18 protein-coding genes are annotated in these 24,388 nt (G+C 45.4%); 11 read left to right on the forward strand and 7 right to left on the reverse strand.

Annotated features, from left to right (window positions below; all coding sequences use genetic code 11):
• Positions 1–152 precede the first annotated feature (152 nt).
• On the reverse strand, positions 153–3,377 hold the full coding sequence (locus tag DXN04_RS23370) for a TonB-dependent receptor (RefSeq protein ID WP_116855815.1): 3,225 nt from the start codon (positions 3,375–3,377) through the stop codon (positions 153–155).
• A gap of 295 nt (positions 3,378–3,672) precedes the next feature.
• On the opposite strand from DXN04_RS23370, the gene DXN04_RS23375 reads away from it, so the two are divergent.
• On the forward strand, positions 3,673–5,856 hold the full coding sequence (locus DXN04_RS23375; protein ID WP_116855816.1) for a catalase: 2,184 nt from the start codon (positions 3,673–3,675) through the stop codon (positions 5,854–5,856).
• 46 nt (positions 5,857–5,902) lie between these two features.
• On the opposite strand, the gene DXN04_RS23380 is transcribed toward DXN04_RS23375, so the two are convergent.
• Positions 5,903–7,312 carry an MmgE/PrpD family protein gene (locus DXN04_RS23380; protein ID WP_116855817.1) on the reverse strand — a complete coding sequence of 470 codons (1,410 nt, stop codon included), beginning with the start codon at positions 7,310–7,312 and terminating at the stop codon, positions 5,903–5,905.
• Positions 7,313–7,489: 177 nt separating this feature from the next.
• On the opposite strand from DXN04_RS23380, the gene DXN04_RS23385 reads away from it, so the two are divergent.
• Genes DXN04_RS23385 through DXN04_RS23410 form a run of 6 tightly spaced genes read left to right on the forward strand, consistent with a single transcriptional unit; the run spans position 7,490 to position 12,208 of the window.
• Positions 7,490–8,356, forward strand: a complete 867-nt coding sequence (locus DXN04_RS23385) for an STAS domain-containing protein (protein ID WP_116855818.1) — start codon at positions 7,490–7,492, stop codon at positions 8,354–8,356.
• 26 nt (positions 8,357–8,382) lie between these two features.
• Entirely contained in the window at positions 8,383–8,760 is a 378-nt protein-coding gene (locus DXN04_RS23390; protein WP_233525669.1) for an STAS domain-containing protein, read from the forward strand.
• A complete protein-coding gene (locus DXN04_RS23395; protein ID WP_116855820.1) occupies positions 8,741–9,154 on the forward strand; it encodes an anti-sigma regulatory factor in 414 nt (137 codons plus the stop codon). Before DXN04_RS23390 ends, DXN04_RS23395 begins: the two co-directional genes overlap by 20 nt.
• Positions 9,147–10,157, forward strand: coding sequence for an ATP-binding SpoIIE family protein phosphatase (locus DXN04_RS23400; RefSeq protein WP_116855821.1), 1,011 nt, complete (start codon positions 9,147–9,149; stop codon positions 10,155–10,157). The genes DXN04_RS23395 and DXN04_RS23400 overlap by 8 nt, the downstream gene beginning before the upstream one ends.
• 4 nt (positions 10,158–10,161) lie before the next feature.
• A complete protein-coding gene (locus DXN04_RS23405) occupies positions 10,162–11,790 on the forward strand; it encodes an ATP-binding protein (protein WP_116855822.1) in 1,629 nt (542 codons plus the stop codon).
• Positions 11,791–11,800: 10 nt separating this feature from the next.
• Positions 11,801–12,208: a response regulator gene (locus tag DXN04_RS23410; RefSeq protein ID WP_116855823.1), complete on the forward strand. Its 408-nt coding sequence runs from the start codon at positions 11,801–11,803 to the stop codon at positions 12,206–12,208.
• On the opposite strand, the gene DXN04_RS23415 is transcribed toward DXN04_RS23410, so the two are convergent.
• Positions 12,205–13,563: an alpha/beta hydrolase family protein gene (locus tag DXN04_RS23415; protein WP_116855824.1), complete on the reverse strand. Its 1,359-nt coding sequence runs from the start codon at positions 13,561–13,563 to the stop codon at positions 12,205–12,207. The two genes, DXN04_RS23410 and DXN04_RS23415, sit on opposite strands and share 4 nt — an antisense overlap.
• A gap of 18 nt (positions 13,564–13,581) precedes the next feature.
• Positions 13,582–15,471 carry an alpha-L-arabinofuranosidase C-terminal domain-containing protein gene (locus DXN04_RS23420; RefSeq protein ID WP_116855825.1) on the reverse strand — a complete coding sequence of 630 codons (1,890 nt, stop codon included), beginning with the start codon at positions 15,469–15,471 and terminating at the stop codon, positions 13,582–13,584.
• Positions 15,472–15,648: 177 nt separating this feature from the next.
• Between DXN04_RS23420 and DXN04_RS23425 the strand changes: the two genes are divergently transcribed.
• From DXN04_RS23425 to DXN04_RS23435, 3 genes are all read left to right on the forward strand, one after another.
• Positions 15,649–16,371, forward strand: a complete 723-nt coding sequence (locus DXN04_RS23425) for a hypothetical protein (RefSeq protein ID WP_116855826.1) — start codon at positions 15,649–15,651, stop codon at positions 16,369–16,371.
• Positions 16,372–16,985: 614 nt separating this feature from the next.
• Entirely contained in the window at positions 16,986–17,219 is a 234-nt protein-coding gene (locus DXN04_RS23430; RefSeq protein WP_116855827.1) for a helix-turn-helix domain-containing protein, read from the forward strand.
• A 544-nt stretch (positions 17,220–17,763) separates the two neighbouring features.
• Positions 17,764–18,102, forward strand: a complete 339-nt coding sequence (locus DXN04_RS23435; RefSeq protein WP_116855828.1) for a hypothetical protein — start codon at positions 17,764–17,766, stop codon at positions 18,100–18,102.
• A 78-nt stretch (positions 18,103–18,180) separates the two neighbouring features.
• Here the strand turns inward: DXN04_RS23435 and DXN04_RS23440 are convergent, their stop codons facing one another.
• Positions 18,181–19,587 carry a serine hydrolase domain-containing protein gene (locus tag DXN04_RS23440; RefSeq protein ID WP_116855829.1) on the reverse strand — a complete coding sequence of 469 codons (1,407 nt, stop codon included), beginning with the start codon at positions 19,585–19,587 and terminating at the stop codon, positions 18,181–18,183.
• 128 nt (positions 19,588–19,715) lie between these two features.
• On the reverse strand, positions 19,716–19,946 hold the full coding sequence (locus DXN04_RS23445; protein ID WP_116855830.1) for a WGR domain-containing protein: 231 nt from the start codon (positions 19,944–19,946) through the stop codon (positions 19,716–19,718).
• 157 nt (positions 19,947–20,103) lie between these two features.
• Here DXN04_RS23445 and DXN04_RS23450 point away from each other — a divergent pair, with 157 nt between their 5' ends.
• Positions 20,104–21,921 (forward strand): helix-turn-helix transcriptional regulator, encoded by a 1,818-nt coding sequence (locus DXN04_RS23450; protein WP_147320041.1) that lies wholly within the window; start codon positions 20,104–20,106, stop codon positions 21,919–21,921.
• 85 nt (positions 21,922–22,006) lie between these two features.
• Here the strand turns inward: DXN04_RS23450 and DXN04_RS23455 are convergent, their stop codons facing one another.
• Positions 22,007–24,307: an alpha-L-rhamnosidase-related protein gene (locus DXN04_RS23455; protein ID WP_116855832.1), complete on the reverse strand. Its 2,301-nt coding sequence runs from the start codon at positions 24,305–24,307 to the stop codon at positions 22,007–22,009.
• Positions 24,308–24,388: the final 81 nt, after the last annotated feature.

Consider the following 24,388-nt stretch of genomic DNA (forward strand, 5'->3'; position numbering starts at 1 on the left):
ATTGTTTTTTGTTAGACCTGTGTTCACATGAGCTATAAAAATAGGTGGTTTTATCAAGGAAAGAAATTATGCGGAAAATAGTATTACCTATACTCAAAATAATATGAGGGCCCGCATATGCAGGCCCTCATTACAATTCAAATCCGGATCAGTTAAAAGATATATCTCAGCCCCAGCTGCATCTGCCACCTGGATGGCAAATCAGGACTGGTGGTAAATGTCTGTGTTTGCCCGGGGTCGAACTGGTAAATGGCCTTGCCATCAGTGTCCTTGCCGGTATAAGCCAATGGCTGGTAGTAACCGGTGGTGCTGGCGTATTTACGTAGTCCCCATTTACTGCTGATCAGGTTTCCGAGGTTCACGATATCAAGACTTACCTGGATCGTGCTGGTATGCTCCTTTCCCTTAAAATTGAAATCCTGGAGGAGACGAAGATCCAGCTGGCTAAACCAGGGAGTCATACCATCGTATTTGCCGGTATACTGCCCCCTGTGAGTGCGCAGGTATTTATCCTGCTGGATGAATTTTTCCAGTGCCGCACCCTGCGCTGCCGCATCCTGAACATTTCCATTTGCATCTGTGAGGGCAGCAAAATTCATCTTGCTGATTTCTGACTGTGTCGGTACATACAGCAGGTCATTGGCTGCAGAGCCATCATTGTTTACATCCCCGCCATATACATAGGAGTAGCGGTTGCCGCTTGTCCAGTTGCTGAAGAACGAAATAGTGGTTGCATATTTCCCTTTGCCGTATTCAAACTTCTTGATACCGGCCAGTGTAAACCGATGGGTATTGCCATATAGGGAATGAGATTCCTTCGCTTTGTTCGCATTACCCAATACAGGATTACGATCAAAAGCATCCCCTGAAATCTCTGCAGAAATAGAACTTGCATCTTTTGCGATCAGGTAGTTATAGCCAAACATCAGGAAATAACCTTTGCCAAACGTTTGCTGTGCCTGGAAAGAAGCATTGAAGGAATAGCCGATCTTTGTATTTGTAAATACATAGGTGGCGGTATTGCCTTTGTCTGCCGCCTGGTATACTTCCCTGGTATCACCGGTACCTGAGTTCAACACACCTGTAGGTGTGCCCAGACCATAATCTCTTACCATCATGGAATTCAGGTCTTTTGAATAAGACAGGTCACCAGTCAGGATCGTTCCGCCGGCCAGTTTATAATCCAGGCCCAGGTTAGAGCGCCAGATTTGCGGCCACTTGAAGTTGCGTGCCGTTACATCATAATACCCGGTGAATGGATTCCCGATCTGGTTACCCACCCATACAAAAGGAAAACGCCCCGTGAATAAGCCGGTTCCACCACGCAGCTGAACGGTTTTATCACCATTGATATCCCAGTTGAAACCTAATCTTGGAGAGACTAAAATTTTACCGCTGGGCATGCGGGTATTATCAATCGTCTGACCCGGACCATTCTTCACCGGATTGCCATTTTCATCAAATAAAGTGAGGTTGTCAGTGTTTGGTACTGTAGGTGATCCTTCTACAAAAGTGCCTGCGAATGTACCGTCTGCATTGATGTTCGGGCTTTTATAACTGGCCTTGGACGGATAATAGAGGGCCTTGTCAAAGCGTACACCATAAGTGAGTTTGAAATTGGAAGCAGGGTTCCATTCATCCTGTGCATAGGCAGAAGCCTGACCTACAGTAAGGTAATACCAGGTCCACTGATCAGCCGCAGCCCGGTTCTTTGCATAAGATACGTTTGCATCATAGCCACCGGCAGCAGCAGAAGTAAGGAAATCATTGATGTCTACACCTGAGAAGAGGGTGAAGCCAAATCCTGTCAGGTTGAAGGAATTGCCGAATTTAAACTGCTCGTAGGATGCACCGATAGTAATGGTATGCTTCGGCAGGATGATATTGAAGTTGTTAGTCAGCTGCAGGGCATCCTGGTTCAGCACATTATTAATAGAGAAAGGCTCATACCCTGCCACAATATACGGCACACCATATTTCGTGATATTTAAGGCGGGGAATGGAGAAGAAAATGGATTACGGTTATCTCTGAATATGGTATATACAGCCCTGAACTTATTGGCATAGGTATCATTGAAGTTGGATTTCAATTCCAGGCCAAAGGAATGCAGTTTATTCACCATTTCATACCCTGAATTCCGGAATTGCAGGGTGATGGCATCCGGCCCGCGGCGGTTGATGGCGTTGGGGTGGGCCGGCTTTTCCTGTGAACCATCCAGACCATTATACGTAAAGGCCAGTGAATGTTTGTTGTTGATGACCCAGTCTATTTTTGCGAGCCATTTATAATTACTTCTTTTCAGGTTATAATGTTCGTAAGGGCCAGTGTTGTAACCATATTTTGTACTCAGGAGCTCACTTACGGCCTGCAGGTCCGATGCCAGCACACGGGAAGTGGTGATGTCACCGGCATTAGCAGCAGTTTGTGCCACATAAGCACTGGCTTCATCCTTTCTTTGTTCTGATTCGAAGTTGATGAAATAAAACAGTTTGTTCTTTTTAATAGCACCTCCCAGAGAGAAGCCAGCCTGGAAAGATTCCAGGGTAGGCACCTTAAATTTCTGTCCATCTATTTTATTGCCGGACAAGGCATCATTACGATAGAAAGCGTAAACCGTACCACTGAATTTGTTGCTACCGCTCCTGGTCACTGTGTTCACACCGGCACCTGTAAACCCTGACTGGGTCACATCATAAGGTGCGATGTTGATTTGAATCTGATCAATGGCATCGAGGGAGATGGGCTGGGCATTTGTCTGTCCGCCGGGTGTAGGCGCATCCAGACCAAATGGGTTGTTGAATACCGCTCCATCCAGGGAAAAGTTGTTGTACTGCCCGTTTCTGCCTGCAAAGGAAATTCCATTGTAGGTGGGAGAAGCTGAGGGTGTAAGACGCAGGTAATCGTCCGCCGACCTGGAGATAGTAGGCAGCTGACGGATCTGGGTGCTGGAAATGTTGGTAGATGCACCCGTACGCTGGTCATTAAAAATGGTGGACCGGCCACTCACCACGACTTCGCTCAGTGTACCCGCGGCTTCTGATAAGCGCAGATCCAGGGAGGTCGTTTGACCCAGGTTGAGGAATACCCCGGTAGCAGTTTTGGTGGCGTAACCTGTAAAAGATACGACTACTGTGTAAGGTCCGCCCACACGGAGATTGGGTACAAGAAAGCTACCATCTGATTTGGTGATCAACCCTTTGTTGATACCAGCATCAGACCAGGTCACCTGTACGGTGGCACCAGGCAGGGCCTCCCCTGCTTCGGTTTTTATTACACCGCTCAGACTTGCTGTTGTAACCTGGGCAAACACACTACTTAACGAAATACAGGCAATGAATAAGCTCAAAAGGAGCTTGCGTAGACTTGGTTGATACATCTTTATGATATTGGTGTTTATGGCTAACCTTCAAAGAACAGTACAATACAATCGGTCTTCTCAAACAACTTGCTATACAATTTACCATAAAAACTGCACAGTTCCTCGGGGTTTTCTGCAAAAAATTTAGGGAAAGCACCTATTTATAATATATAAATATATTTAGTATATATATACAATTGACACATTATGCTGAATCATGGAAACAGTGGATAAAATGTAAAACCCTTCTCTCCTATTACTTTACGGCCTCAGGCACCATACTTGTGCGCCCTGTTTAATTAAACCTGATAACATGACGGATAAAAAACCACTTGCGAAAAACTCCCCCAAAAACAACACCGGGAAGCAGGCATCTTCTGAAACTGCCAAAACCATTGACCTACAGCCGCAAACTATTGACGCAACTGATCAGACCATGAATACAAACCAGGGTACACTGATCAATGACGATATGAACACCCTCAAAGCCGGAGACCGTGGCCCTTCCCTGCTGGAAGACTTTATCTTCCGCGAAAAAATGACCCACTTCGATCATGAACGTATCCCGGAACGGGTGGTTCATGCACGTGGTGTAGGCGCACATGGTGTATTCCGGGTCTACGAATCTCAGGCTGATCTCACGAAAGCAGGATTCCTGAATGACCCCTCCAGGGAAACACCCGTATTCGTCCGTTTCTCCACTGTAGCGGGCAACAGGGGTTCTACAGACCTCGCCCGCGATGTAAGAGGATTTGCCGTAAAATTTTATACACAGGAAGGGAATTTCGATTTAGTGGGCAATAATATGCCGGTGTTCTTTATACAGGATGCCATGAAATTTCCAGACCTGATCCATGCTGCAAAACCAGAACCTGACAATGAAATACCGCAGGCAGCTACCGCTCATGATACCTTCTGGGATTTTATCTCGCTGATGCCCGAGAGCACCCATATGATTATGTGGGCCATGAGTGATCGCGCTATCCCCCGCAGCCTGCGCATGATGGAGGGATTCGGGGTACATACCTTCCGCTTTATAAATGAAGCCGGGCAGTCACACTTCGTCAAGTTTCACTGGAAGCCCTTGCTGGGTGTACATTCCGTAGCATGGAATGAAGCCCTGAAAATCTCAGGTATGGACCCGGATTTTCATCGCCGGGACCTCTGGAATGCCATTGAAAGCGGCAACTATCCTGAATGGGAATTAGGTATACAGGTGGTAGCGGAAGCCGATGAACATAAATTTGACTTTGACCTTTTGGATCCTACCAAGATCATCCCGGAAGAATCTGTACCGGTGCAAAGGATCGGCAGACTCACGCTCAACCGCAATACTGACAATTATTTTGCAGAAACAGAACAGGTAGCTTTTCATGTGGGGAATATTGTTCCAGGTATCGATTTTACGGATGATCCATTGATGCAGGGCCGCCTTTTTTCTTATACTGATACACAACTCATCCGCTTAGGAGGGCCTAATTTTCATGAAATTCCTATCAACAGGCCCATCGTACCTGTTTATAATAACCAGCGGGATGGATTTATGAGACAGACCATTAATAAAGGAAAAGCGAATTATAGTCCGAACTCCCTGGGCGGCGGTTGCCCCTACCAGGCTATGATAAAAAATGGTGGTTTCAATTCCTTTCCGGAAAGGGTGGATGCGAATAAGGTAAGACAGCGCAGCCGGAGCTTTATGGACCATTTTAGCCAGGCAAAATTATTCTGGTATAGCCAGAGTGATTATGAAAAGAATCACATTATCGATGCCCTGAGTTTTGAATTGGGCAAGGTACAATCCAAAGTGGTAAGGGAAAGGATGCTACGTACACTGGCACACGTAAATGATCGACTTGCATCAGCCGTGGCATTTGCCCTGGGATTGCCGGTACCTGAAGGTCCGGTGGTGAATGAAGGCAGGCCTGCCGATGGAAATCCTAAGCATTACGAAAGCATCGTCCGGGAACCGGATGTAAAATTCTCTGCCGCACTGAGTATGGCTAATACCATCAAAGATAATATTCTCACAAGGCAGATAGCGGTGCTGGCATCGAACGGGGTCAGTGCTACCAGCCTGAACACCGTCAAAAAACAACTGAGTGGTGCAGGTGCAATCGTAGAAGTGATTGCACCCAGGCAGGGGTTTATTCAAACTGCTGAAGGAGATGCCATTGAAGTGGATAAGAGTTTCCTCACCACGGCATCTGTATTATATGATGCGGTGTATGTACCGGGTGGTGCCAATAGTGTAATTGCATTGGAGCAGGAACCTGATGCCATTCATTTCCTGAATGAGGCCTGGCGGCATTGTAAAGCGATTGCATTTGATGCAGATGCGGAGCCTATCCTGAAGGCGACCTATTTTGGACAGCAGGCAGCACCGACTGAGGGGCTGATTATTAATAATGATGCGAATCTGCTGGCAGATCAGTTTATACAAGCGGTGCAGCAGCATCGTTTCTGGGATAGAGAGCTTACACGAAAAGTCCCGGCTTAATGTTTGATGAACAAAACGCTTTTGCATCAGGCAAAAGCGTTTTGTTTTATTTTATCTGAGCTAACAAATCTGTTAATCTGCTAACCGGCTCATTTTCTAAATTGGCAATTACCGCAATCAGGTCATTTCGCATTGCACCATCCGTGGTATCTTTTCCCAATAAATGGAATTTGTTCACAACATCCTCCCAGTCCAGTGGTCTTGTATAAAATCCTTTGTAGTCCTCTTTCTTTTCTTCGATCACCTTCCCGTCTTTTAAATGAATGGAGATCTTCGCCGGCATCTTTTCAGGGTAAGGGGCAGTGTAAGGATCCAATACTTCCGCTACTTTGCGGGGGGCTTTCAATGGCAACCCGGTATCCACATATACATGTTCCATCAATGCCTGCACATCCGGCCGCCGGATGCGTTCAGGTAATAATTGCGCAGGCAGCACTTCTCCATCCAGCATAGCGACTGCAAGCAGGTAAGGCAGACTATGATCTGCCTGTTCTTTGGTTTGCACAAGTTTACGGTCGCCATAGCGCCCGCCTCCGACTATATTATAGGCTGTGAGAAAGATGGTGGCGTCTATGCGCTTTACATCTTCTGCCCGGATATTATGTTTACACCTAAGATCCAGCAATGCTTCAATGGCAGATTGGGTATGTACCTCTGCGTTGTAACTTTTGAGAATACAATGTTCAATCCTGGAAAAATCGCCTGCCTCACAGTTAAATTCCGGGTCCATCTCAAATTCGTCTTTAAAACCCATAGGCCCTTCGAAATAGCTGACAGGCCCTGTTACACCTTCTTTTGCCAGCAGTATCGTGTTGGTACAACCCAATGCTACAAGAGAAGAGGCATATCCCTTCCATTCGTAAGTATATGAAGCTCTCGTCGTTACTGTAGTATTGAAAGTGCTGCCGGTGATGCCGATGGCGTGTGCTGCCTGTTCCAGGGTAAGACCGTACAGGGGGCCAAGGGCAGCTGTCAGGGACATGGCCAGCAAGGCGGTATGGTCAATGCCCTTGGCCATGAGCGGCATCTGGTCAATGAGCGTACATTCCAGCTGGTAACCAATAGCCATAGCCGTAAAAAAGTCACGGCCACTGGCATTGATTGCCTGGCAGGCCGCCAGAATTCCACCTATATTATCACTGGGATGGCAGGTTGCATGTTTGCCAAGATAATTGTCCATATAGTCGGGATACCGTACCAGTAATGTATACAACTGTGCAGCCCGGTCCACACTTGTACTCCCCAAAACAGGGACAGCGAGGGGGCCATTGGCCTGCAGAAATTTTATTTGCCGAAATAATTTTTCTACAGTCGGGGCCTTCATGGAATACAACATAGATCCCATTGCATCCAGCAAATGTTTTTTCAATTGCTCTATGGTAGCGGGTTTCAATTGCTCATATGCGGAGAAGAAAGAAAATCGGGCTATACGTTCTGTCATATTTAGTGCTGGCATAAATACCTTTTTACATGTGGAATTCCAAATTCCCTATCAATTAGCATGCCTATTGCTATGATCTTTGGTTTTACGATATCGCTTTTATGAAATGAAGTCACCACAATAATTTATAGTCAATTATTAAGATTGGCGGAACAGCAAATAAACTATACATTTAATTTCTAAATATCAACAATGGGAACAGACATAGCCAAACTTCTTCAGAAAAAGCAGAAAAGGATCCTTGAGAACTGGATGACCACACAGCTTTCCAACATTAGCCTCAGAGAAGACCTGATGAGCAACGATGAACTGAGAGAACAATCTGCCGAATTTTTAGACACACTTTTAAAAGTATTAACTGAAAAAAACCTCGGCAATGTAGAATCTTCCGATTTTGAACCTGTTCACGAATTGTTGGCTGGCATATCTCTTTCCCGTGCTAAACAAGGCTTCACTCCTGCTGAAACCGGCGTTTACATTTTCAGTTTAAAAGAGGCGTTGCTAACGTCTTTACAGACAGATATCAAAGAAGATCCGGCTTTCCTGCTCGATGCAGTAATCAGGATCAGCAGACTGATGGATTATCTCTGTATTACTGCTTTTGAAACCTTTATCAAAGGCAGAGAAGAGGTGATCCTTCGTCAGACAGACGAAATTGCTGAAATTTCTACTCCTGTGATCCGTGTATGGGATGGCATTCTCGCCCTGCCTATTATCGGGACCCTGGATAGTGCCCGTACACAGGTGGTGATGGAAAGCCTGCTGCAGGAGATTGTAGCAAGCAGCAGTACAATTGCCATTCTTGACATCTCCGGTGTAGCTGCTGTAGACTCACTGGTGGCACAGCACCTGATCAAAACAGTGGCTGCTACGCGCCTGATGGGTGCTGAATGCATCATCAGTGGTATCCGCCCTGAAATTGCACAAACTGTAGTTCACTTAGGTATAGATCTCTCCAACATAATCACTAAGGCAACCCTGGCCAGTGCATTAAAGCAAGCTTTTACCATGTTGAAACTGAATGTAAAAAAAGTAGAAACCATTAAATCAGGTATTTAAATATGGATCGTATTCCTATTCTGCGAATGGGTCGCCTGCTTCTGGTGACTATACAGATAGATCTTTACGACAGGTTAGCTACCAATCTGGAGACGGACCTGGTCCAAATGGTCAATAAGACTGAAGCAAAGGGTGTATTAATAGATATCTCCGCATTATCCATAGTCGATTCTTTTATGGGGCGTATTCTCGGCAACATTGGTTCCATGTCCAAAATTATGGATGCGGAAACTGTTGTCGTGGGTATGCAGCCGGCAGTCGCCATCACTTTGATTGAACTTGGGTTAGAACTCAAAGGCGTACACACGGCTTTGAATGTGGAAAAAGGTATGGAATTGTTAAAAGAAAAAATAGGCAATTATGATGAGGACCTAACCGAAGACGATGAAGATAGTACTGAATAAGGACCGTATGCTAATCGAAAGAGAACAGGATGTGATTCTCTTCAGGAATCGGGTGAAGGAGTATGCAGTAAAAATTGGAATGAGTCTTGTAAACCAAACCAAATTAATCACCGCAGCCAGTGAGCTCGTACGCAATATGTTGAAATATGCAAATGGCGGTATGGTGCTCATCGAGGTGCTCAGCCAGGGCAGAGATAGTGGTATCCGCCTTGTTTTTACAGACAAAGGACCCGGTATCAAAGATATCGCCCTGGCTATGAAAGATGGCTACTCCACCGGCAAAAGCCTGGGGATTGGCCTTCCAGGCACTAAGCGCCTGGTCAATGAATTTGATATTAAAAGTACAGTGGGCGAAGGCACTACTGTTTCAATTATTAAGTGGAAGAATGGATAATCACATACATCTGGCGCTCAATGCATCTGACAGGAGCTATTTTGCCATTCTGAAAAAAGAAATCCATGCCATGGCTGTAGCAGGTGGCCTCTCCGAAAAGCGGATTGCGGAACTCGATATTATCGTGGCAGAAATAGTAACGAACCTTGTTAAGCATGCTGGTGGCGGTCAGGTACTTGCCAAACTCATCGAAGAAAACGGAAAACAGGGAATTGAAATTATCAGCATAGACAACGGCCCCGGTATGTCGGATGTAACCCGGATGGTAGCAGACGGCGTATCTACCAAAAATACACTGGGGCATGGATTAGGGGCCATGAAAAGACTCTCTGATGTATTCCAGATTTACTCGCTCAAAAACTGGGGTACCATCATCCTGGTCAGGGTATTCAATAAGGCACCTTCTTCCAAAGCATTCAAGACAGAAATCAGATCCGTCATCATTCCTAAACCGGGTGAAACAGCAAGCGGAGATGATTTCTTTTCTATTGTAGATAAAGACTACGTCAAATTGTTTCTTGGAGATGGTCTTGGCCATGGCCCCGAGGCAGCAAAAGCCATGCAGGTCGCCGGAGCAGCCTTTATGGAATGCCCATACACCGACCCGGTAGAGATCATCCGGTATATAAATGTAGCTGTGAAACGTACACGGGGTATGGTTGGTACGGTGGCAGTCTTTGACCTGGCTTCCAGGAAATGGCGTATTTGCGGCGTGGGAAACATTATTACCAAAGTTTGCAGTGCCGGTAACAGCAAAAATTACCTGACCTACAATGGTATCATAGGCCTCAATGTACCCAATACCCTTAGTGCGCAGGAAATACCTTACGAAGATGGTCAATACGTTTTGATGACCAGCGATGGTCTTAAAACAAGATGGGATACGCTAAAGTATACCTCCATCATGCGATACGATCTTTCTATCTTATGTGCTTCACTCATTAAAGACTTTGCCCGCCTCACAGACGATATGTCTGCCGTGGCCTGTAAAATAAACTTGTAATCTCATGCACGAACTTGCCCGGGTGACCCTTGAGAACGAAATGGATCTCATACTTGCGCATAAACGCTCCATGAAACTGGCAGAACTGGCAGGCCTGTCTCTGTCTGCGCAGACTACTTTTGCTACTGCCGTTTCAGAAGTATCAAGAAACGCTATAGATAGTGGCAAAGGTGGCTGCCTTATTCTCAGTGTAGAGAGCGACCTCCGTGAGAAGTATATTGTAGCAGGTCTGAAGAATGAGATCTCAGAAAAGAACACACCCCGGGAAGGACTTGAACACGCAAAAAAACTCGTCAATAAGTATAAGGTATCTACTGACGGTTCTATTGAACTGTTCTATACTATCTCCCCTCCTTTCCGTATCGATATACAAAAGCTGGATGAATGGCGTAGCCTTTTCCGCAACGAACCTCCTATCTCTCCGTATGAGGAACTGAAACGGAAGAATGAACAGCTGCAGGAACTGTCAGAAAGAGTGAAGAAAAGTGAGGACCAGTATAGGGTACTCACCAACTCCCTCCCACTCATGATCTTTAGCCTGGATGATCAGGCACAGCTACTTTACGCCAATGATTGGTTGCTGCAATATACAGGTCAGAACCTGAACAGCCTCAACCACAGCAAATGGAAAAGCGTTGTACACGAAGAAGATTACGATGCCTTTTGCCTGTTGCTGAAAAACAATATTACCAAAGGCGCTACAACCATCAAAATCCAGGCAAGGCTGTTGAATAAAAACAGTGACGATTATCTCTGGCACCAGATCTCGCTCGCCCCCCTGAATACCGAAAAGGAAGAAAGGATTACCCGCATCGGGTATATGGTAGACATCCATGCGCAGAAAACTGTAGAAGAAACGCTGAAGGATAACTACGAACTGAAACAGGCGGAAAAGAAACTGAAAGACAACCAGCTTATACTGGAACAGTATATTGAAGAATTAAACCGCAGCAACCTTGAATTACAACAATTTGCGTTCGTTGCTTCCCATGACCTGCAGGAGCCTGTGCGCAAGCTGCTCTTCTATAGCGACTACCTCCTCAACAAATACCAGTCTTCCTTTGATGAAAAGAGCCTGCATTTCCTAAACAGTATCCAGGGCGCCAGCCGCAGAATGCGCTCCCTGATCCAGGACCTGCTACTCTTTTCCCAGATCAATAAGGAACAGATCCAATTCCAGGAGATAGACCTGAACACCGTAGCCTCCGATGCCTGCCAGGACCTGGAAATTGCCATCGAGGAAAAAAAGGCGGCACTCAACATCGGGACATTGCCCAAAATGTATGGTGATGAACGGATGATGCGCCAGCTCTTTGGCAATATTATCAGCAATTCACTGAAGTATAGTAAGGAAACGCAGACACCTGAATTAAATATTTCCTGCAGGCAGGAAAATGGGCATATAGAACTCATTTTCAGGGATAATGGAATAGGATTTGATGAGAAATATTTACCTAAAATGTTCACCCTCTTCCAGCGTTTACATACCCGTCAGGCGTATGAAGGCACAGGCCTGGGACTGGCCATTTGCAGAAAGATCGTAGAAATGCACCAGGGGAAAATATGGGCTACTTCAGAAGAAGGTATAGGTGCAACTTTTTTTGTTTCTTTGCCGCTACACCCGGTTATTTAATCACTGTATTATGAAATGTGGAAAAATCCTGGTTATTGATGATGACTCTGAAGATATGGTAATTATCAGAGAAGCCATGGAAATGATTAATGCTGACAATATCATGCTCTTTGCTGAGAACGGCGAAACGGCATTGCAATTGCTGGATACACGGTTTAGCGCTGAACATATTGTACCCTGCCTGATTGTACTCGATCTGAACATGCCCAAAATGAACGGCACACAGACACTGGAAAATCTGAAAGCAGATGATCGCTTCAGAAATATTCCGGTCATTATTTATTCTACCTCTATCAATCCCTTTGAAAAGGCAAAATGTGTCTCACTGGGTGCACATGCCTATATCACCAAACCGGTATCACTCAAAGAAAGCCTGGAGACCGCAAAGGTATTCCTGGATTTCTGTTCTGCAGACTAATGTGAGGCATTCCATAGCTTTTCCAGTTGTGCAAATCCGTGAATAGCATGTGGGGGCAGTTTCTCTCCTTTTTCTCCAAACACATACATCGCGACAACTTGTTCAATCGTTATTTTGGTTTCGTCTGCAGCATTCCTGTTTAATTTCAGGTACTGCGCCATAAAATCATATACTGCCTTACGTTTGTTAACGCCAAAGTCATGACCTTCAGCTGGCAGATGTACATTAGAGACCTTGCTGAACTGATCGTAATAGCTATAAATCTTTTGCAGGTAAGGGTAATCGTGTTCCGGCATTTTATCCGTCCAGTCGCCCCCGTCACTCACTAATAATTGTGGCCTGGGAGCTGCCATCGCAGCAATTTCTACATTGTCGGTTCTGTTACCGCAACCATGAACCGGCATCCCGCTTTCGCAGGGACAACCTCCATAGAAATAAGAACTGATGGCGACTACAGGTGCACTCACTTTGATCCGGTCGTCAAGAGCCGTCATCAATACCGTATGACTCCCCGCTCCTGAACCACCTGTGATGCCTACCCTGCTGGTATCAGCATCAGGCAACGACAATAAATAATCAAGAATCCGGATACTGCCAAGTACCTGTATACTCATCGCTAAACTGCGACGGTGATCTGCTTCGTCAAATTGTAATTGTGATTCCCCCCAGGCAAAGAGATCATAACTGAATGCCATGGCCCCCATCCGTGCAAGCGCGGCACAGCGATACTGACAATCGGGCCGATATCTTTGATCTTTCCAATGCCCGTCAGGATTGAGAATCACGGGAATCCTGCCCTTGCTCCCGGCAGGTGCATATAGTGAACCATTGACATAAACACCGGGTAATATTTCTATCGCAATATTCCGGACAGTATATCCATCAAATTTTCTTACTGGTGTGATGATGGGTGCAGATGCCGGTTTGGCTGGCAGAGGAGACAATTGCAATGCCTGCAGGATACAGGGCTTCAATAATGCCTTCCGCGCTTCCCATTCCTGTTCATTGTGGTATTGTGCTGCAATTCTGTCCAGCTCCGCCCAGCCCTCGGCTACCGGCCAGCGGTAATATTCAAAAGTAGTGAGGCGGTATTGCTTCTCTTTTTCCTTTCTTACTTTCAGATCGAGTGGGGCCAATACTTTCTCCAGCGTCGTTTCCGCATCAGGGCGATAACGCCAGTCTGCATAAGTCACATACCTGCCTGCTACTTCTGCATCTGTATACCTGATTTTGATACCAAAACGATTCTGGATATCGACCAGCACATCCTGCAAGGGTTTTTTATATCCGCTGTCGGAGTTTTGCTGCGCATAGGCACATTGTACCAGCAACAGGCAGAATAACAATCTTATCATGAGTCACCTCCGCTATTATTATTTCTTATGCAGTCGTATCACCTGCATGCTCAGTGCATCCAGTGTAAGACTACTCTTTGTAAATTCCGTTTCAACTGAAACAGGTACTCCCCCCTCTTCCTTCAGCAAAATCACCTGCGCCTTTGGCTGCAATGCACCTAATGCTTTCAGGTTTACATTTACCTTTGCATCTGTAGCACCTGCATTTACAAGCTTCACAATCACATCGCCCGTCTTGCTGTCCTTCACCACAGATGCTGCAAGTGTAGAATCTTTCTTACGGTCGAATGTCACCACATCACTGATATATACATCTCCTGAATTAGAAGAAAACAACTGCTGTACATAGTAGTTCACGGTTGGATACACGCCTGTATTATCGAAATAAATCAGGTCAGGATTCCAGTTCGTATTCCCCTTCTTTGCCAGCAGTGGTGCGTAGGAAGCCATGTGTACTACATCGCCGTTTCTTTCCAGGCTGGTCATGTAGGTCGCTTCTGAGATCGCATTGATGAATTTATTGCCCCTGGAAGCATATTCACCGATATATACTTTTGCTTTTTTACGATCGTACTTATCGTAGCGCTGATTGTTTTTCAGGAACCATTCAGGTTCATTGTAATAGTGTTCATCTACTACCGGTACTTTCAGTTTATTGACGATGGCCCAGCCTTTTTCATAGTCTTCTCCCTCTGAAGACGGGCCTGCTGTCCCGATGACAGTTATTTCAGGATGCTTTGCTTTTACCGCATTATAGATCATAGTAAAGCGGGCTTCGAAATCCGGTGTCATTTTATCTTCATTACCAATGCCCAGGTATTGCAGGTGGAAGGGCTCCGGATGCCCTGCTGCGGCGCGCTTAGCACCCCATACGGAAGTAGCAGGACCATTTGCATATTCTACCAGGTCCAGCACATCCTGGATATAGGCCTGCATGTCCGCCATAGGAATTCCCTTCTGTCCTGTACTACCAATTACCCAGGTGCCACCGGAATTCTGGCAGCTGACACCTGCAGCCAGGATAGGCACTGGTTTGGCACCGATATCTTCACAGAACTGGAAGTATTCAAAATATCCCAATCCTGCTGATTGGTGATAGTTCCAGATGTTGCGCTGGTCCACGCGCGCCTCCAAAGGACCGATGGTGTTTTTCCAGTTGTAGATATTTGCAATCCCATCTCCGTGTACCAGGCATCCGCCGGGGAAACGCATAAATTTCGGATGCAGGTCCGCAATCGCCTGGCTCAGATCCGGTCTCATACCATTGGTTCTGTCCTTGAATGTTTTCTTTGGAAAGAGCGATACCTGGTCAATTGCCAGTTTGCCAGTACCTTTTGCGATGATCACCAGACAGGCGCTGTCATCACTTTTATTCACCGTAATACCGGCAGCGTATTGTTGCCAGTTTTTATTTGTAACATCAAAAGTGGTTTCACCGTAGATGTCTCCTTTCCTGTTGCGGATACTGACTGTTACCGGTATTGCATTGCCGGCAAGCAGGGCGGCAAACAGCGATACATCGTACTGTTCACCTTCTTTCACCGGGATGCCGTTGAAACCATAGTTCGTCAATCCAAGACCTTCCTGCCCGACATCCTGGATGTCTAATACGACATAATGCGTGTTGTTTTCGTTGAGTGGCGACTTCGTTTCCACTGATAGTTTTCCATAAGCATATCCCCTGGGTGTATACTCCCATGCAGTCATTGGATGCCATCCTTTGTGATCTGATCCTGTATATTCAAATGAGCGGTTCTGGATGAGTTCTGCATACAATCCCCCGTCAGCAGAATAGCTGATGTCTTCAAAGAAGATACCGAATAGATCAGGGCTGATAGCCTTCTGGCGTTGGGCAAAAGTGGCCGTGGAATAAAGGGCGATGATAATTGTAAATAATGAACGTTGCATATAAATTGTAATCTACGTTAATGTTAAGATACAACTACGATTTATTAAATGAGTATAAAAATCTTTAAATATCATTTCCTTTTTGAATACAGCATCCTTTTCAAGTAATTATTCTTCGCAAAAGCCTACATTTATTTACTAACATTTTTAGTATTTTGTGCTAAATTATTTAGTTTTGTGCAAGTAGAAATAGAACAAATTTTCGAAGGTGCTTACTTCTTACAACAGGGAAAAAAGATTAGGATAAAGGGCCCGGATTTAGCAAACATCCTGCAAGTTATCGACACACTGGAACCAATACTGATAGAACGTGCAGAATTGTCGCTTTTACGCTTCAACACGATGGATAGAAGCAAGGGCACTGTACTCCGTACTACGGCTATTGGTGGCAAGTTTTGGCTGAAGCCTGGCATAGGAGGAAAATGGTTTGTAGGTGTAGACGAAGTCCTGACTTCTGCTTACATCTATTACATTCATCAGCTACAACGGCTCTTCTTTTCCCTCTTTGAAGAACATCTCAGGTATCCCGGCGACGAAATAACGCCAGCGGGCAAATCTGCGAAAAAAAACTACTACTATAAACCTCAGCACCAGGTTAATTCAATCGTAGTAGAAGCCAATCATCCGCGCATAAAAAAAGGCTTTTCCAGGAAAGCAATCCTGGAGCCTGTGCCGGATGAATTGTATTACCTCACCTCAGATATGCGGCTCCTGATCCGATCTAAAAGATTAGGATACGCCATCTGGGAAGTAGGAGAAAGTCCGTCCCTCTTTGTACACAACGGCAGACCCTGGGGACTCAAACTGGCCGCAGGCAAAACAGTGACGGAAGAGGATACAGCAAAGGCAGGAAAGTGGCTGCTGGGGCATCTGATAGGGAATGAAGTGAATTTCACATAAAGAGCGTATGAAGTGCATTTAACACAGGAAGTAACAATAGTGAGAACTTTACCTAAGCAATAGCAATATGGTAGACAGTACCTGGATTATAACGAAGCAATCTTTATATAAGCAACAAGCCGGATGAACACAAAATAACAAAGGGTATGACGACGAAATAATAAAGGGTATGACGACAAAATAACAAAGGGAATTACAAAGGAGATAACAAAGGGACTTACAAACAAACGACCGGTATTACAACACATCATCACACAGCACCCTCAGGCTGTAAACTCAAAATAACCAGAAAATCTACGTCAAATATGAACCATTCAACATCTCAGTAATAGCTGAAACAAACCGTATTAAGCTCGTTCCTAAGCTGCCCTCCTGTCAACGCAAGAGGGTGATCAGCATGCATTGTTCCTAAACGACAAAACTGCACTTATCCCGTGCAGCAGCTATAGCTATGCCATCTCCACACTTGTGTCAGTTAGGAGTGCTCCATACACCGGAGCACCCCTAACTGCGCGGGTGGCTTGCTTGCAGCTTACGAGCGTTTGAATTTTTTTCCCGAAAGTAGTCGATCGACAACTTTTTATTCTCCAAAATGTGACCATTTTTCACCCGGAATGTCTGAACTAAAAGTAATATTAAAAGAGCTCGGCGGAAAGATCAAAGCGATTCGTAAGCAAAAAAGAATGACCCAGCTGGATCTCGAAGTTTCTTCAGGTGTACATGCCGGAGATATTTCGAAAATAGAAAATGGTATGAAAAATCCCGCTGCGACTACCCTCATTAAACTGGCCTCCGCTCTCGAAGTTGAGCTGAATGAATTCTATCCCATCAAGAGGAGTGAAAATTAATTGTCTTGCTGACAATCCCCTATACTATTAAGTCTTTCCCTCAACCCGGTCTTTCCCATGACCGTTAAACCCCGCTGTTGTCTTTGACAGCAGCGGGGTTTCTTTTCACTCAGCTTTTTATTACAACCTGGTCAGCTCAGGCAGTAATTCATTTTGCATTTTTTTCGCGCAAGATAGTCGCCGATGTGTGTGAGGAATAGTTGTGAGACAGGCGATATCCGGAAGGTCTTTACTATTCAGACAGGTTATAGCAATGGCCAGGTAGAGACCCGCCGCTGATACGCATGTTCTCATTTTGCAACTGAAATGATTTCAAAAATATTTTAATTTTCCAGAGAGCAATAAACATTGGAAAAATTTCAATAAAATGATTCTTTGGTTCTCATCATCGAAAAATTCCTGATTTTTTTTATTGAAATGTTCAAAAGGAGTTCTAATTTTTCACCGTGAAACGATCAAATCGTTCCCCAAACAACCATTCAAAAAACTTGCTAAAAAATATTTTTAAACCTCATTGTTAATCAGCATAAACCCCTGTTCTGACATGAATCGAAAGCGGTCAAAACCAGTTCAACTGGAACAGCCCGAAATGGGCTTAAAGAAAGGACAAGACATCCGGTATGCAAATGCCCTCTCAGAAATGTTCTGGACGGTAAACAGTATTCCTGTAGACGCACGGGAATTGATCTGTAATCAATGCGACTGGAGCGTCCCCACCTTCTACAGAAAATTACGGGCTGCCACTCGCCCTGCGGGGACGACGAACAGCAAAGTACGCGGCGTAAGCAGTGCGGAATTAGCCAGCATTAAAGCAATTTATTTGCAGGTTTTTGAAGACACATTAGCGAAGTTAAAAGCCATTCAGGTAAAGGATTCAAAGTAATTCTGTCTCCTTATCCAATCGTACCCGTGACGCTTTTTCATACCGCTGCTGCAGGGCATACAGCAGCGGTATTTCTTTTTATTTTTTCAGATTACCGACAATCTGTACACCGACAGCGTCCGCAAAATTCACAGAATTTACCAGTAGTACAAGCGCTGTATTGCTGGCAGTGTCGGCCATCAGGAAGGAACGGCAACCGCCAGTACCACCGTTGTGAAATATTAATTCATCTTTGTGCTGGAAGCGGAACCAGGCCAAACCTATTTTGGTAGTGCCATCGTCGAAAGTGGGCCGATGTGCCAGTGCAATTGCCTGGTGTAAAGGATCCTTTCCCTGTTCCAGCTGAAGCTTCGCATACTTCAACAGATCTGCCGTATTAGATTTGATCGCACCTGCACTTTTCAAACTGTTAAAGTCCCAGACATCCACAGGTTTCAATGCACCGTCATATCCCTGGGCAGCTGCAGCATCCACAGTGATGCCGGTATAATTCATTTTCAGTGGACCTGTGATATATTTTGATAACAGCGCTGCATAGCTCATACCATACACCCTTTCCAGCAACACACCCAGTAAACCAAATCCGAAATTACTATAAGCAAACACTTTACCTGGCGCAGTTGATGGTGTAGCCGTTTTCAGGTAACTAAACAGGTGTACCAGGTCATAGTTTTCGTAGGGCTGTTCATTTCTTTTCAGATCCAGGTTGGATGGCAATGTAGGAAAGCCGGAGGTATGACTGGCCAGGTGTTTGAACGTAATGCCCTTCAATGCAGGATTAGCAGCGACGGAATCAGGAAGAAAGGAAGTAATAGGTTGATCCAGGCTTACTTTTTTCTGGATAATAGCCATGGCTAGCAGGGTGCCTGTAAACGTCTTGGAGATAGACCCAATTTCATAAACAAGCTTGTTGTCAGGCAATGTATCCGCATCCAGCCTGGGAAGCCCATAGTTATAATAAAAATCCTGTCCCTTATAATGAACGCCTGCACAAAGCGATACATTCCCTTTTTGATTGATGTAGGGCCTTACAGCAGCTTCTACAATACTATCAAGATGGCTTTTTAATGGATTGTCAGAAAGCACAGTTGCCTTGTACGCTGCTTCACTTTCTTTTGGGACCGGTCTAAAAAGGAATCCATCCAACTTATCCTTTTCATCTAAAATTGAAAAAACGTTCAGTGGTACTATGCTTTGGGCAGTATAAAGATTTGTACCCTCCCGACTTTCGACAAACCTGAGATCCCGGAAAGGAACGTAAGCCTGGATATTCGTTTTATAAATATTACGCCATACCTCCGGGGTGAAATCTACTTTGGCTTTCTCACCCCAGAGATTATAAGCGCTGTCAATTTTGGCTTCATTCAGGTAACGTATCATCAGGCGGGTGATACTGTCTGTTTTTTTCTCTGACTGGGTTGTCTGGGCCGGAAGCGTATGGGCAAACAACAACAATACAAATAGGTAAAGAGGGGTGTGTCTCATATAAGTTTTTAAATTAGCAGAACTAACTTAATACTTTTTAGCGGGAATATAAAAATTCCGGATGCCTGCGCTTAGCTGTAAACAAAGCACAGGCACCCGGGAAAATGCAAATCCATCATCGGAAACATCTACAGGCTATACTCATCTCCTAAACGAAAATAATAAGCATCGTCCTCTTTCTTTTCCTTCGTCAGTCGATCAAATTCTTTTGCTGCCGTCCCGGCATCCTGGTATACTTTTTCCGTAGCAATACCTTGTGTGCCTTTTTGTCCTGATCTTGTTCTCACTATTCTATCCTCCAAAGTGATTTCTAAAAAGCACGATACATTTTCGTCCTGGTATTCAAAATACTGCATCATTTTTACCCTCGTGATTTTATCTTCTTATATTATATTTATACCCACTTGTGTGTCCTCAAAAATAGTTATAGCGGGCAGCGAAAATGAAAATCTGGTATCTACAAATGCTCTACATGGGCTAAAAAATGCCAACTACAAACACCCTACAAAAACACATATGTCGCAGTTAATCAATAAGATATCCATATCCGTTATTGTAATCATCCTCCAGGTGCTGTCTTGTGCCGCCCATACCCCTGCTGATTCTCTCAGCGCAGTTTTAGCTCAAAAAAATATTACACCCGAACAAAAAGTAATGACCCTGAGCCTCCTTGCAAGGGCTACATCCATTACAGAAAATAAGCATGCGATAGCGCTCGGATTACAGGCTGTAGCACTTAGCCGGCATCTTCCGGATGCGCAATACACGGCCATTTCTTATGCCACATTGGCACAAATCTATATCCAGGCAAATGATATTACCCGCTCTGCAGCGGTGGTGGATAGTGCGGTATATTATGCGGGCAAAACAGAAAGTCAGCTGGCAAAAGGGATCGCCTGGTACCGGAAATGCTGGATGGAGAATATCAAAGGAGATGAGAAAAATGCCCTCCTCAGTGGCCAGCAGGCGTTAAAATACCTTGAAAAAGCAGGGTCAGCCTATTACCAGTCTGCCGTATATTATGTTATGGCCAGCATTTATGCTAACCAGGAAGATGGTCCCCTGCATAAGAAATATGGACAGTTATGCCTGCGGGCTGCGCTCATAGATATGGACTATGATAATATCCTCGTTGCTTACCAGACATTGGGCACCTACTGGCAGTATTATCATATGGCACATACCAGCGATCAGGCATCGCTGGACTCAGCTATTTATTACAACAGGTTATCACTTGCTACCTATTTAAATCATAAAGACCGCATCATCTTCCATAGCACGGTGGCCATTATGGCCCTGAACCTGGCGGATCTCTATGCACAAAACTTTCCACCCTCCTACAGGGATACGGTGTTTAAATACCTGGACTTTGCACAGAAAATCGGTGTTGAAACCCATCACCTGGAGGTTATTTCCAATTGTTATGGCATGAAGAGTGATTATGAAGCCGCCGCTGGTCACTATGAGGCGGCGGAAGATCTGCTGCAGAAAGGCCTGGCTATCCTGGATACAGACAGTTCAAAAACCCTGGCGACCAGGATCCAGTTCATGTCTGCCCTGGCTGCACTTGCGGAGAAAAGGGGTAAGTATAAAGATGCCCTGCACTACCAGCAGCAGTTTGCAACCTTGTATACGCAGCTCTACAATGAAGAAAAGCTGAACATCACCAAGGAGCTGGAAGCAAAGTACCAGGCAGAGAAAACAGCCACCGCACTTAAGAACATGGAGCAGACAGCCAGTTTGCACAAGAAACTGGGCTACCTCTATATAGGCCTTGCCCTGGCCCTGCTCACGGCAGCCATCTTCCTCTTCCGTTCCTATCATTTCCGGCTGAAACAACTGGGCATGGAGACAAGACTCAAAGATGAAGAAGCTATGCGCCTGATTGCTGAGCAGCAACTGATGCAGGAAAGACAAGAGCGATTACAGAAAGACCTGCTGGCAGGTACCCTGCAGGTAGAACAGAAAAATGCCCTGGTACAAACCTTGCAGCAGAAGATCGCAGCGCATACCAGTAATAAATCTGTGCTTACACAGATCAACCGGCTCATCGATCACGATAAAAGACTGGATGAATCCCTGGCAGAAGACAAAGCTGATTTTGAAAATGTGAGCCAGGAGGTTTTTGAAAAACTGAAAGAGCGATCAGCAAATTCACTCTCCAGGCTGGACCTGAAGCATTGTGCGTATATCTATATAGGTCTCACCAACAAAGAAGTATCACAGCGACTGGGTATTGCACCCAAGAGTATCCTGATGGCGCGTTATCGCATCAAATTAAAACTGGGCCTGGGAAAGGAGGAGGAACTGGATGAATACATCCGCTCCCTCTAACTGGCTTCAGATGACCTGACCTGGTGCCAGCACGGTTGTTGCACACCAGATCAGATCATGCTTTCAGCCTATGGCCTTTGTCAGCCTACGCCTGCAACCTGATTTTATTATCACCTGCTTTGACGGGATAAGATTTCCCTTTCCAGATGAATTGCCCAGTGGTATGGGCAGGCAACTGCACCTCCATATTCCATTGTCCTGCTTTATATTCATAGCTCACACTGACCTTGCCGAAAGGGTGTGGAATTTCGCCACTTACGGCTTTCAGTGCTCCCAGGTGTGGCTCAATCTTTATCCTGCTAAAACCGGGTGCATCGCTGTCGATGCCTAACACTGTTCTGAAAAATTCAATATTCGGACTACTTCCCCATGCATGGCAATCAGAACGGGAATAACCAACATCAGAATACTCTGCCCAGGTAGTGAGTCCCATGGCAATATTCTCTTTCCAGATGCCGAGCCAGTTATAGTAATCATCTCCCAAACCGGCTTTTACCAGTGCCTGGTGCAGGTAGTATTTAAAGTAGATGGAGCACTGGGTAAGTGTTGTATCGTGCAGCAGCTTTTTGCCCAATGCAGGCAGGTCTGCTTTATTTACAAGACCAGTAAGGATGGCGAGTGAATTGGCATGTTGAGAGAAGTGGTCTTTCTCTTTTGTATCTGCGAACAAGCCTTTGCCGGCATCCCAGTATTTCTGTTGGATTGTCTTCGTGAGCTGTGCGATTTTCTGATTGTACAATGGAGAAGGATCCATTTGTGCAGCCCACTGATAAGCCCATAATAACTGCAAGTCTACAATCGCAGAACTGCCATCCCTGCCTTTGGGCGGTGCCCCTACAAACCAGTCTTTGCCGGTGGCCCAGTCCACAAAATTCCAGTAAGGGGTGTTGGCAAGAGAGCCGTCTGCCTGCTGGTATTTGCTGAAGAAGGCCAGTACACCTCTCATACCCGGCAGCTTATCTTTGATGAAATCATTGTCATGCCTGTACATGAAATAATCATACAGCATCCCAATGTACCACAAGGAGAATGTAGAAATAACCTGTGTCGTATGGCTTGGATAGCGGCTAAGGGTCACTCCTTCGGGTAAACGGGATTGATCCATCAGGTCAAGTGCATGACGGGCCAGCCTGTCGTCACCACTATAATAATAAGAAACCATCGCCTGAATGCGGGTATCCCCAATGTATTGCAACTGCTCGTAAAATGGGCAATCCGTATAGGTTTCGAAAGCATTGAGCCTGGCAGTGCGCCAGCCGATCTCGAGGATTTTAGGTATGGTGGTATCAGCTGATTTAAATATGGCGGTCTGCTTGAACGGATAGCCGGTAAAGGTGCCGTAGAGACTATCGATCACCAGCGGTACATCCCTGGTATGTACCGCTATTTTGATATACCTGAAAGTACGGAAATTGAAAGGAGTAAAAGTTTGGCCTTGCTGACCATTGCTGGTGAGGCTGTCTTTCACGCCATAAAAGTCTTTTCCTTCTACATCATTCCTGTTACTCTTATGACTGCCATAAGGCTCCCGGTGGTCATACAAGGCCTCGGCATAACTGAGGGAAAGCCCTGCATCCTTACCGCCACTGAAATAAATGGTGGGATAAGCATTGGTTTCGTAGGTCTGATCGAGTAAGATGGTAGCGGTAGTATTGGCCGGAATGGTAGCAGGCAGGGAAGCCCCTTTGCGAATCACTGTAATAGGCTGATAAGTCAGCTCTCTCGCAGGAATGGTAGCTGGCACCAGCATGTAACCAAAACCATCGCCAGCGCCTTTTAAATTGCCCTGGAACAGGCTGCCGGCTGCCGGCCATGCACTATCATCAAAATCCTTTGCCTGCCAGTTGGAGATGGTCTTATTCATATCCACGATTTGGCCATTGGTAGCGGCAAAGAAACCCCATAAAGGAGAAAAGGCTTTGTCCTGCACACACTTCCAGGAATCGTTGGTATTTAAGATTTCTTCCGCAGGCGTTTTCCCCTGGATAATGAATGCGGTCCTTAAGGTCATCTGCCATTCGGGGCGGTACTCTGCTTCGTTCCAGACGATGGCAGCCACGCTGTTCTTCCCTTTGTTAAGATAGGGAGCCAGGTCAATCGTTTCATAGTACCAGTTGTAAAAATCTCCCTTAGCAGGACCGATGTTTACGAGTTGCCCGTTGACGTACAGTTTATACCTGTTATCGGCAGAGGCGTGGATAATGAAGCTGCCAGGTTTTTCAGGCAGCTCAATGGCTTTCCTGAAGTAGTAGACACCATAACTTTTGCCATTGTCAAACGGCGCTTTCAGGCCTATCCACTGGGCGTTCCAGGGACGGGTATCCTGACTAAAACATAGATTACTGAAGAACACAGTAAGGGAGAATAAGGTATAAAGCAGCTTCATAACGTGAATTTTACTAAATCAATTTAGCACTTATCTATTTAACAGGTGTCCTAGTCTTTCATAGTGATAACAGCAAAGGGT

Origin of the sequence: Chitinophaga silvisoli, from assembly GCF_003412465.1 — a bacterium.
GTDB classification, from domain to species: Bacteria; Bacteroidota; Bacteroidia; order Chitinophagales; family Chitinophagaceae; genus Chitinophaga; species Chitinophaga silvisoli.

Coding starts and splice junctions, on each gene's coding strand:
- DXN04_RS23370 (WP_116855815.1), bottom strand. CDS start 3,377: ATGTATCAACCAAGTCTACGCAAGCTCCTTTTGAGCTTATTCATTGCC.
- DXN04_RS23375 (WP_116855816.1), top strand. CDS start 3,673: ATGACGGATAAAAAACCACTTGCGAAAAACTCCCCCAAAAACAACACC.
- DXN04_RS23380 (WP_116855817.1), bottom strand. CDS start 7,312: ATGCCAGCACTAAATATGACAGAACGTATAGCCCGATTTTCTTTCTTC.
- DXN04_RS23385 (WP_116855818.1), top strand. CDS start 7,490: ATGGGAACAGACATAGCCAAACTTCTTCAGAAAAAGCAGAAAAGGATC.
- DXN04_RS23390 (WP_233525669.1), top strand. CDS start 8,383: ATGGGTCGCCTGCTTCTGGTGACTATACAGATAGATCTTTACGACAGG.
- DXN04_RS23395 (WP_116855820.1), top strand. CDS start 8,741: ATGAAGATAGTACTGAATAAGGACCGTATGCTAATCGAAAGAGAACAG.
- DXN04_RS23400 (WP_116855821.1), top strand. CDS start 9,147: ATGGATAATCACATACATCTGGCGCTCAATGCATCTGACAGGAGCTAT.
- DXN04_RS23405 (WP_116855822.1), top strand. CDS start 10,162: ATGCACGAACTTGCCCGGGTGACCCTTGAGAACGAAATGGATCTCATA.
- DXN04_RS23410 (WP_116855823.1), top strand. CDS start 11,801: ATGAAATGTGGAAAAATCCTGGTTATTGATGATGACTCTGAAGATATG.
- DXN04_RS23415 (WP_116855824.1), bottom strand. CDS start 13,563: ATGATAAGATTGTTATTCTGCCTGTTGCTGGTACAATGTGCCTATGCG.
- DXN04_RS23420 (WP_116855825.1), bottom strand. CDS start 15,471: ATGCAACGTTCATTATTTACAATTATCATCGCCCTTTATTCCACGGCC.
- DXN04_RS23430 (WP_116855827.1), top strand. CDS start 16,986: ATGTCTGAACTAAAAGTAATATTAAAAGAGCTCGGCGGAAAGATCAAA.
- DXN04_RS23435 (WP_116855828.1), top strand. CDS start 17,764: ATGAATCGAAAGCGGTCAAAACCAGTTCAACTGGAACAGCCCGAAATG.
- DXN04_RS23440 (WP_116855829.1), bottom strand. CDS start 19,587: ATGAGACACACCCCTCTTTACCTATTTGTATTGTTGTTGTTTGCCCAT.
- DXN04_RS23445 (WP_116855830.1), bottom strand. CDS start 19,946: ATGATGCAGTATTTTGAATACCAGGACGAAAATGTATCGTGCTTTTTA.
- DXN04_RS23450 (WP_147320041.1), top strand. CDS start 20,104: ATGTCGCAGTTAATCAATAAGATATCCATATCCGTTATTGTAATCATC.
- DXN04_RS23455 (WP_116855832.1), bottom strand. CDS start 24,307: ATGAAGCTGCTTTATACCTTATTCTCCCTTACTGTGTTCTTCAGTAAT.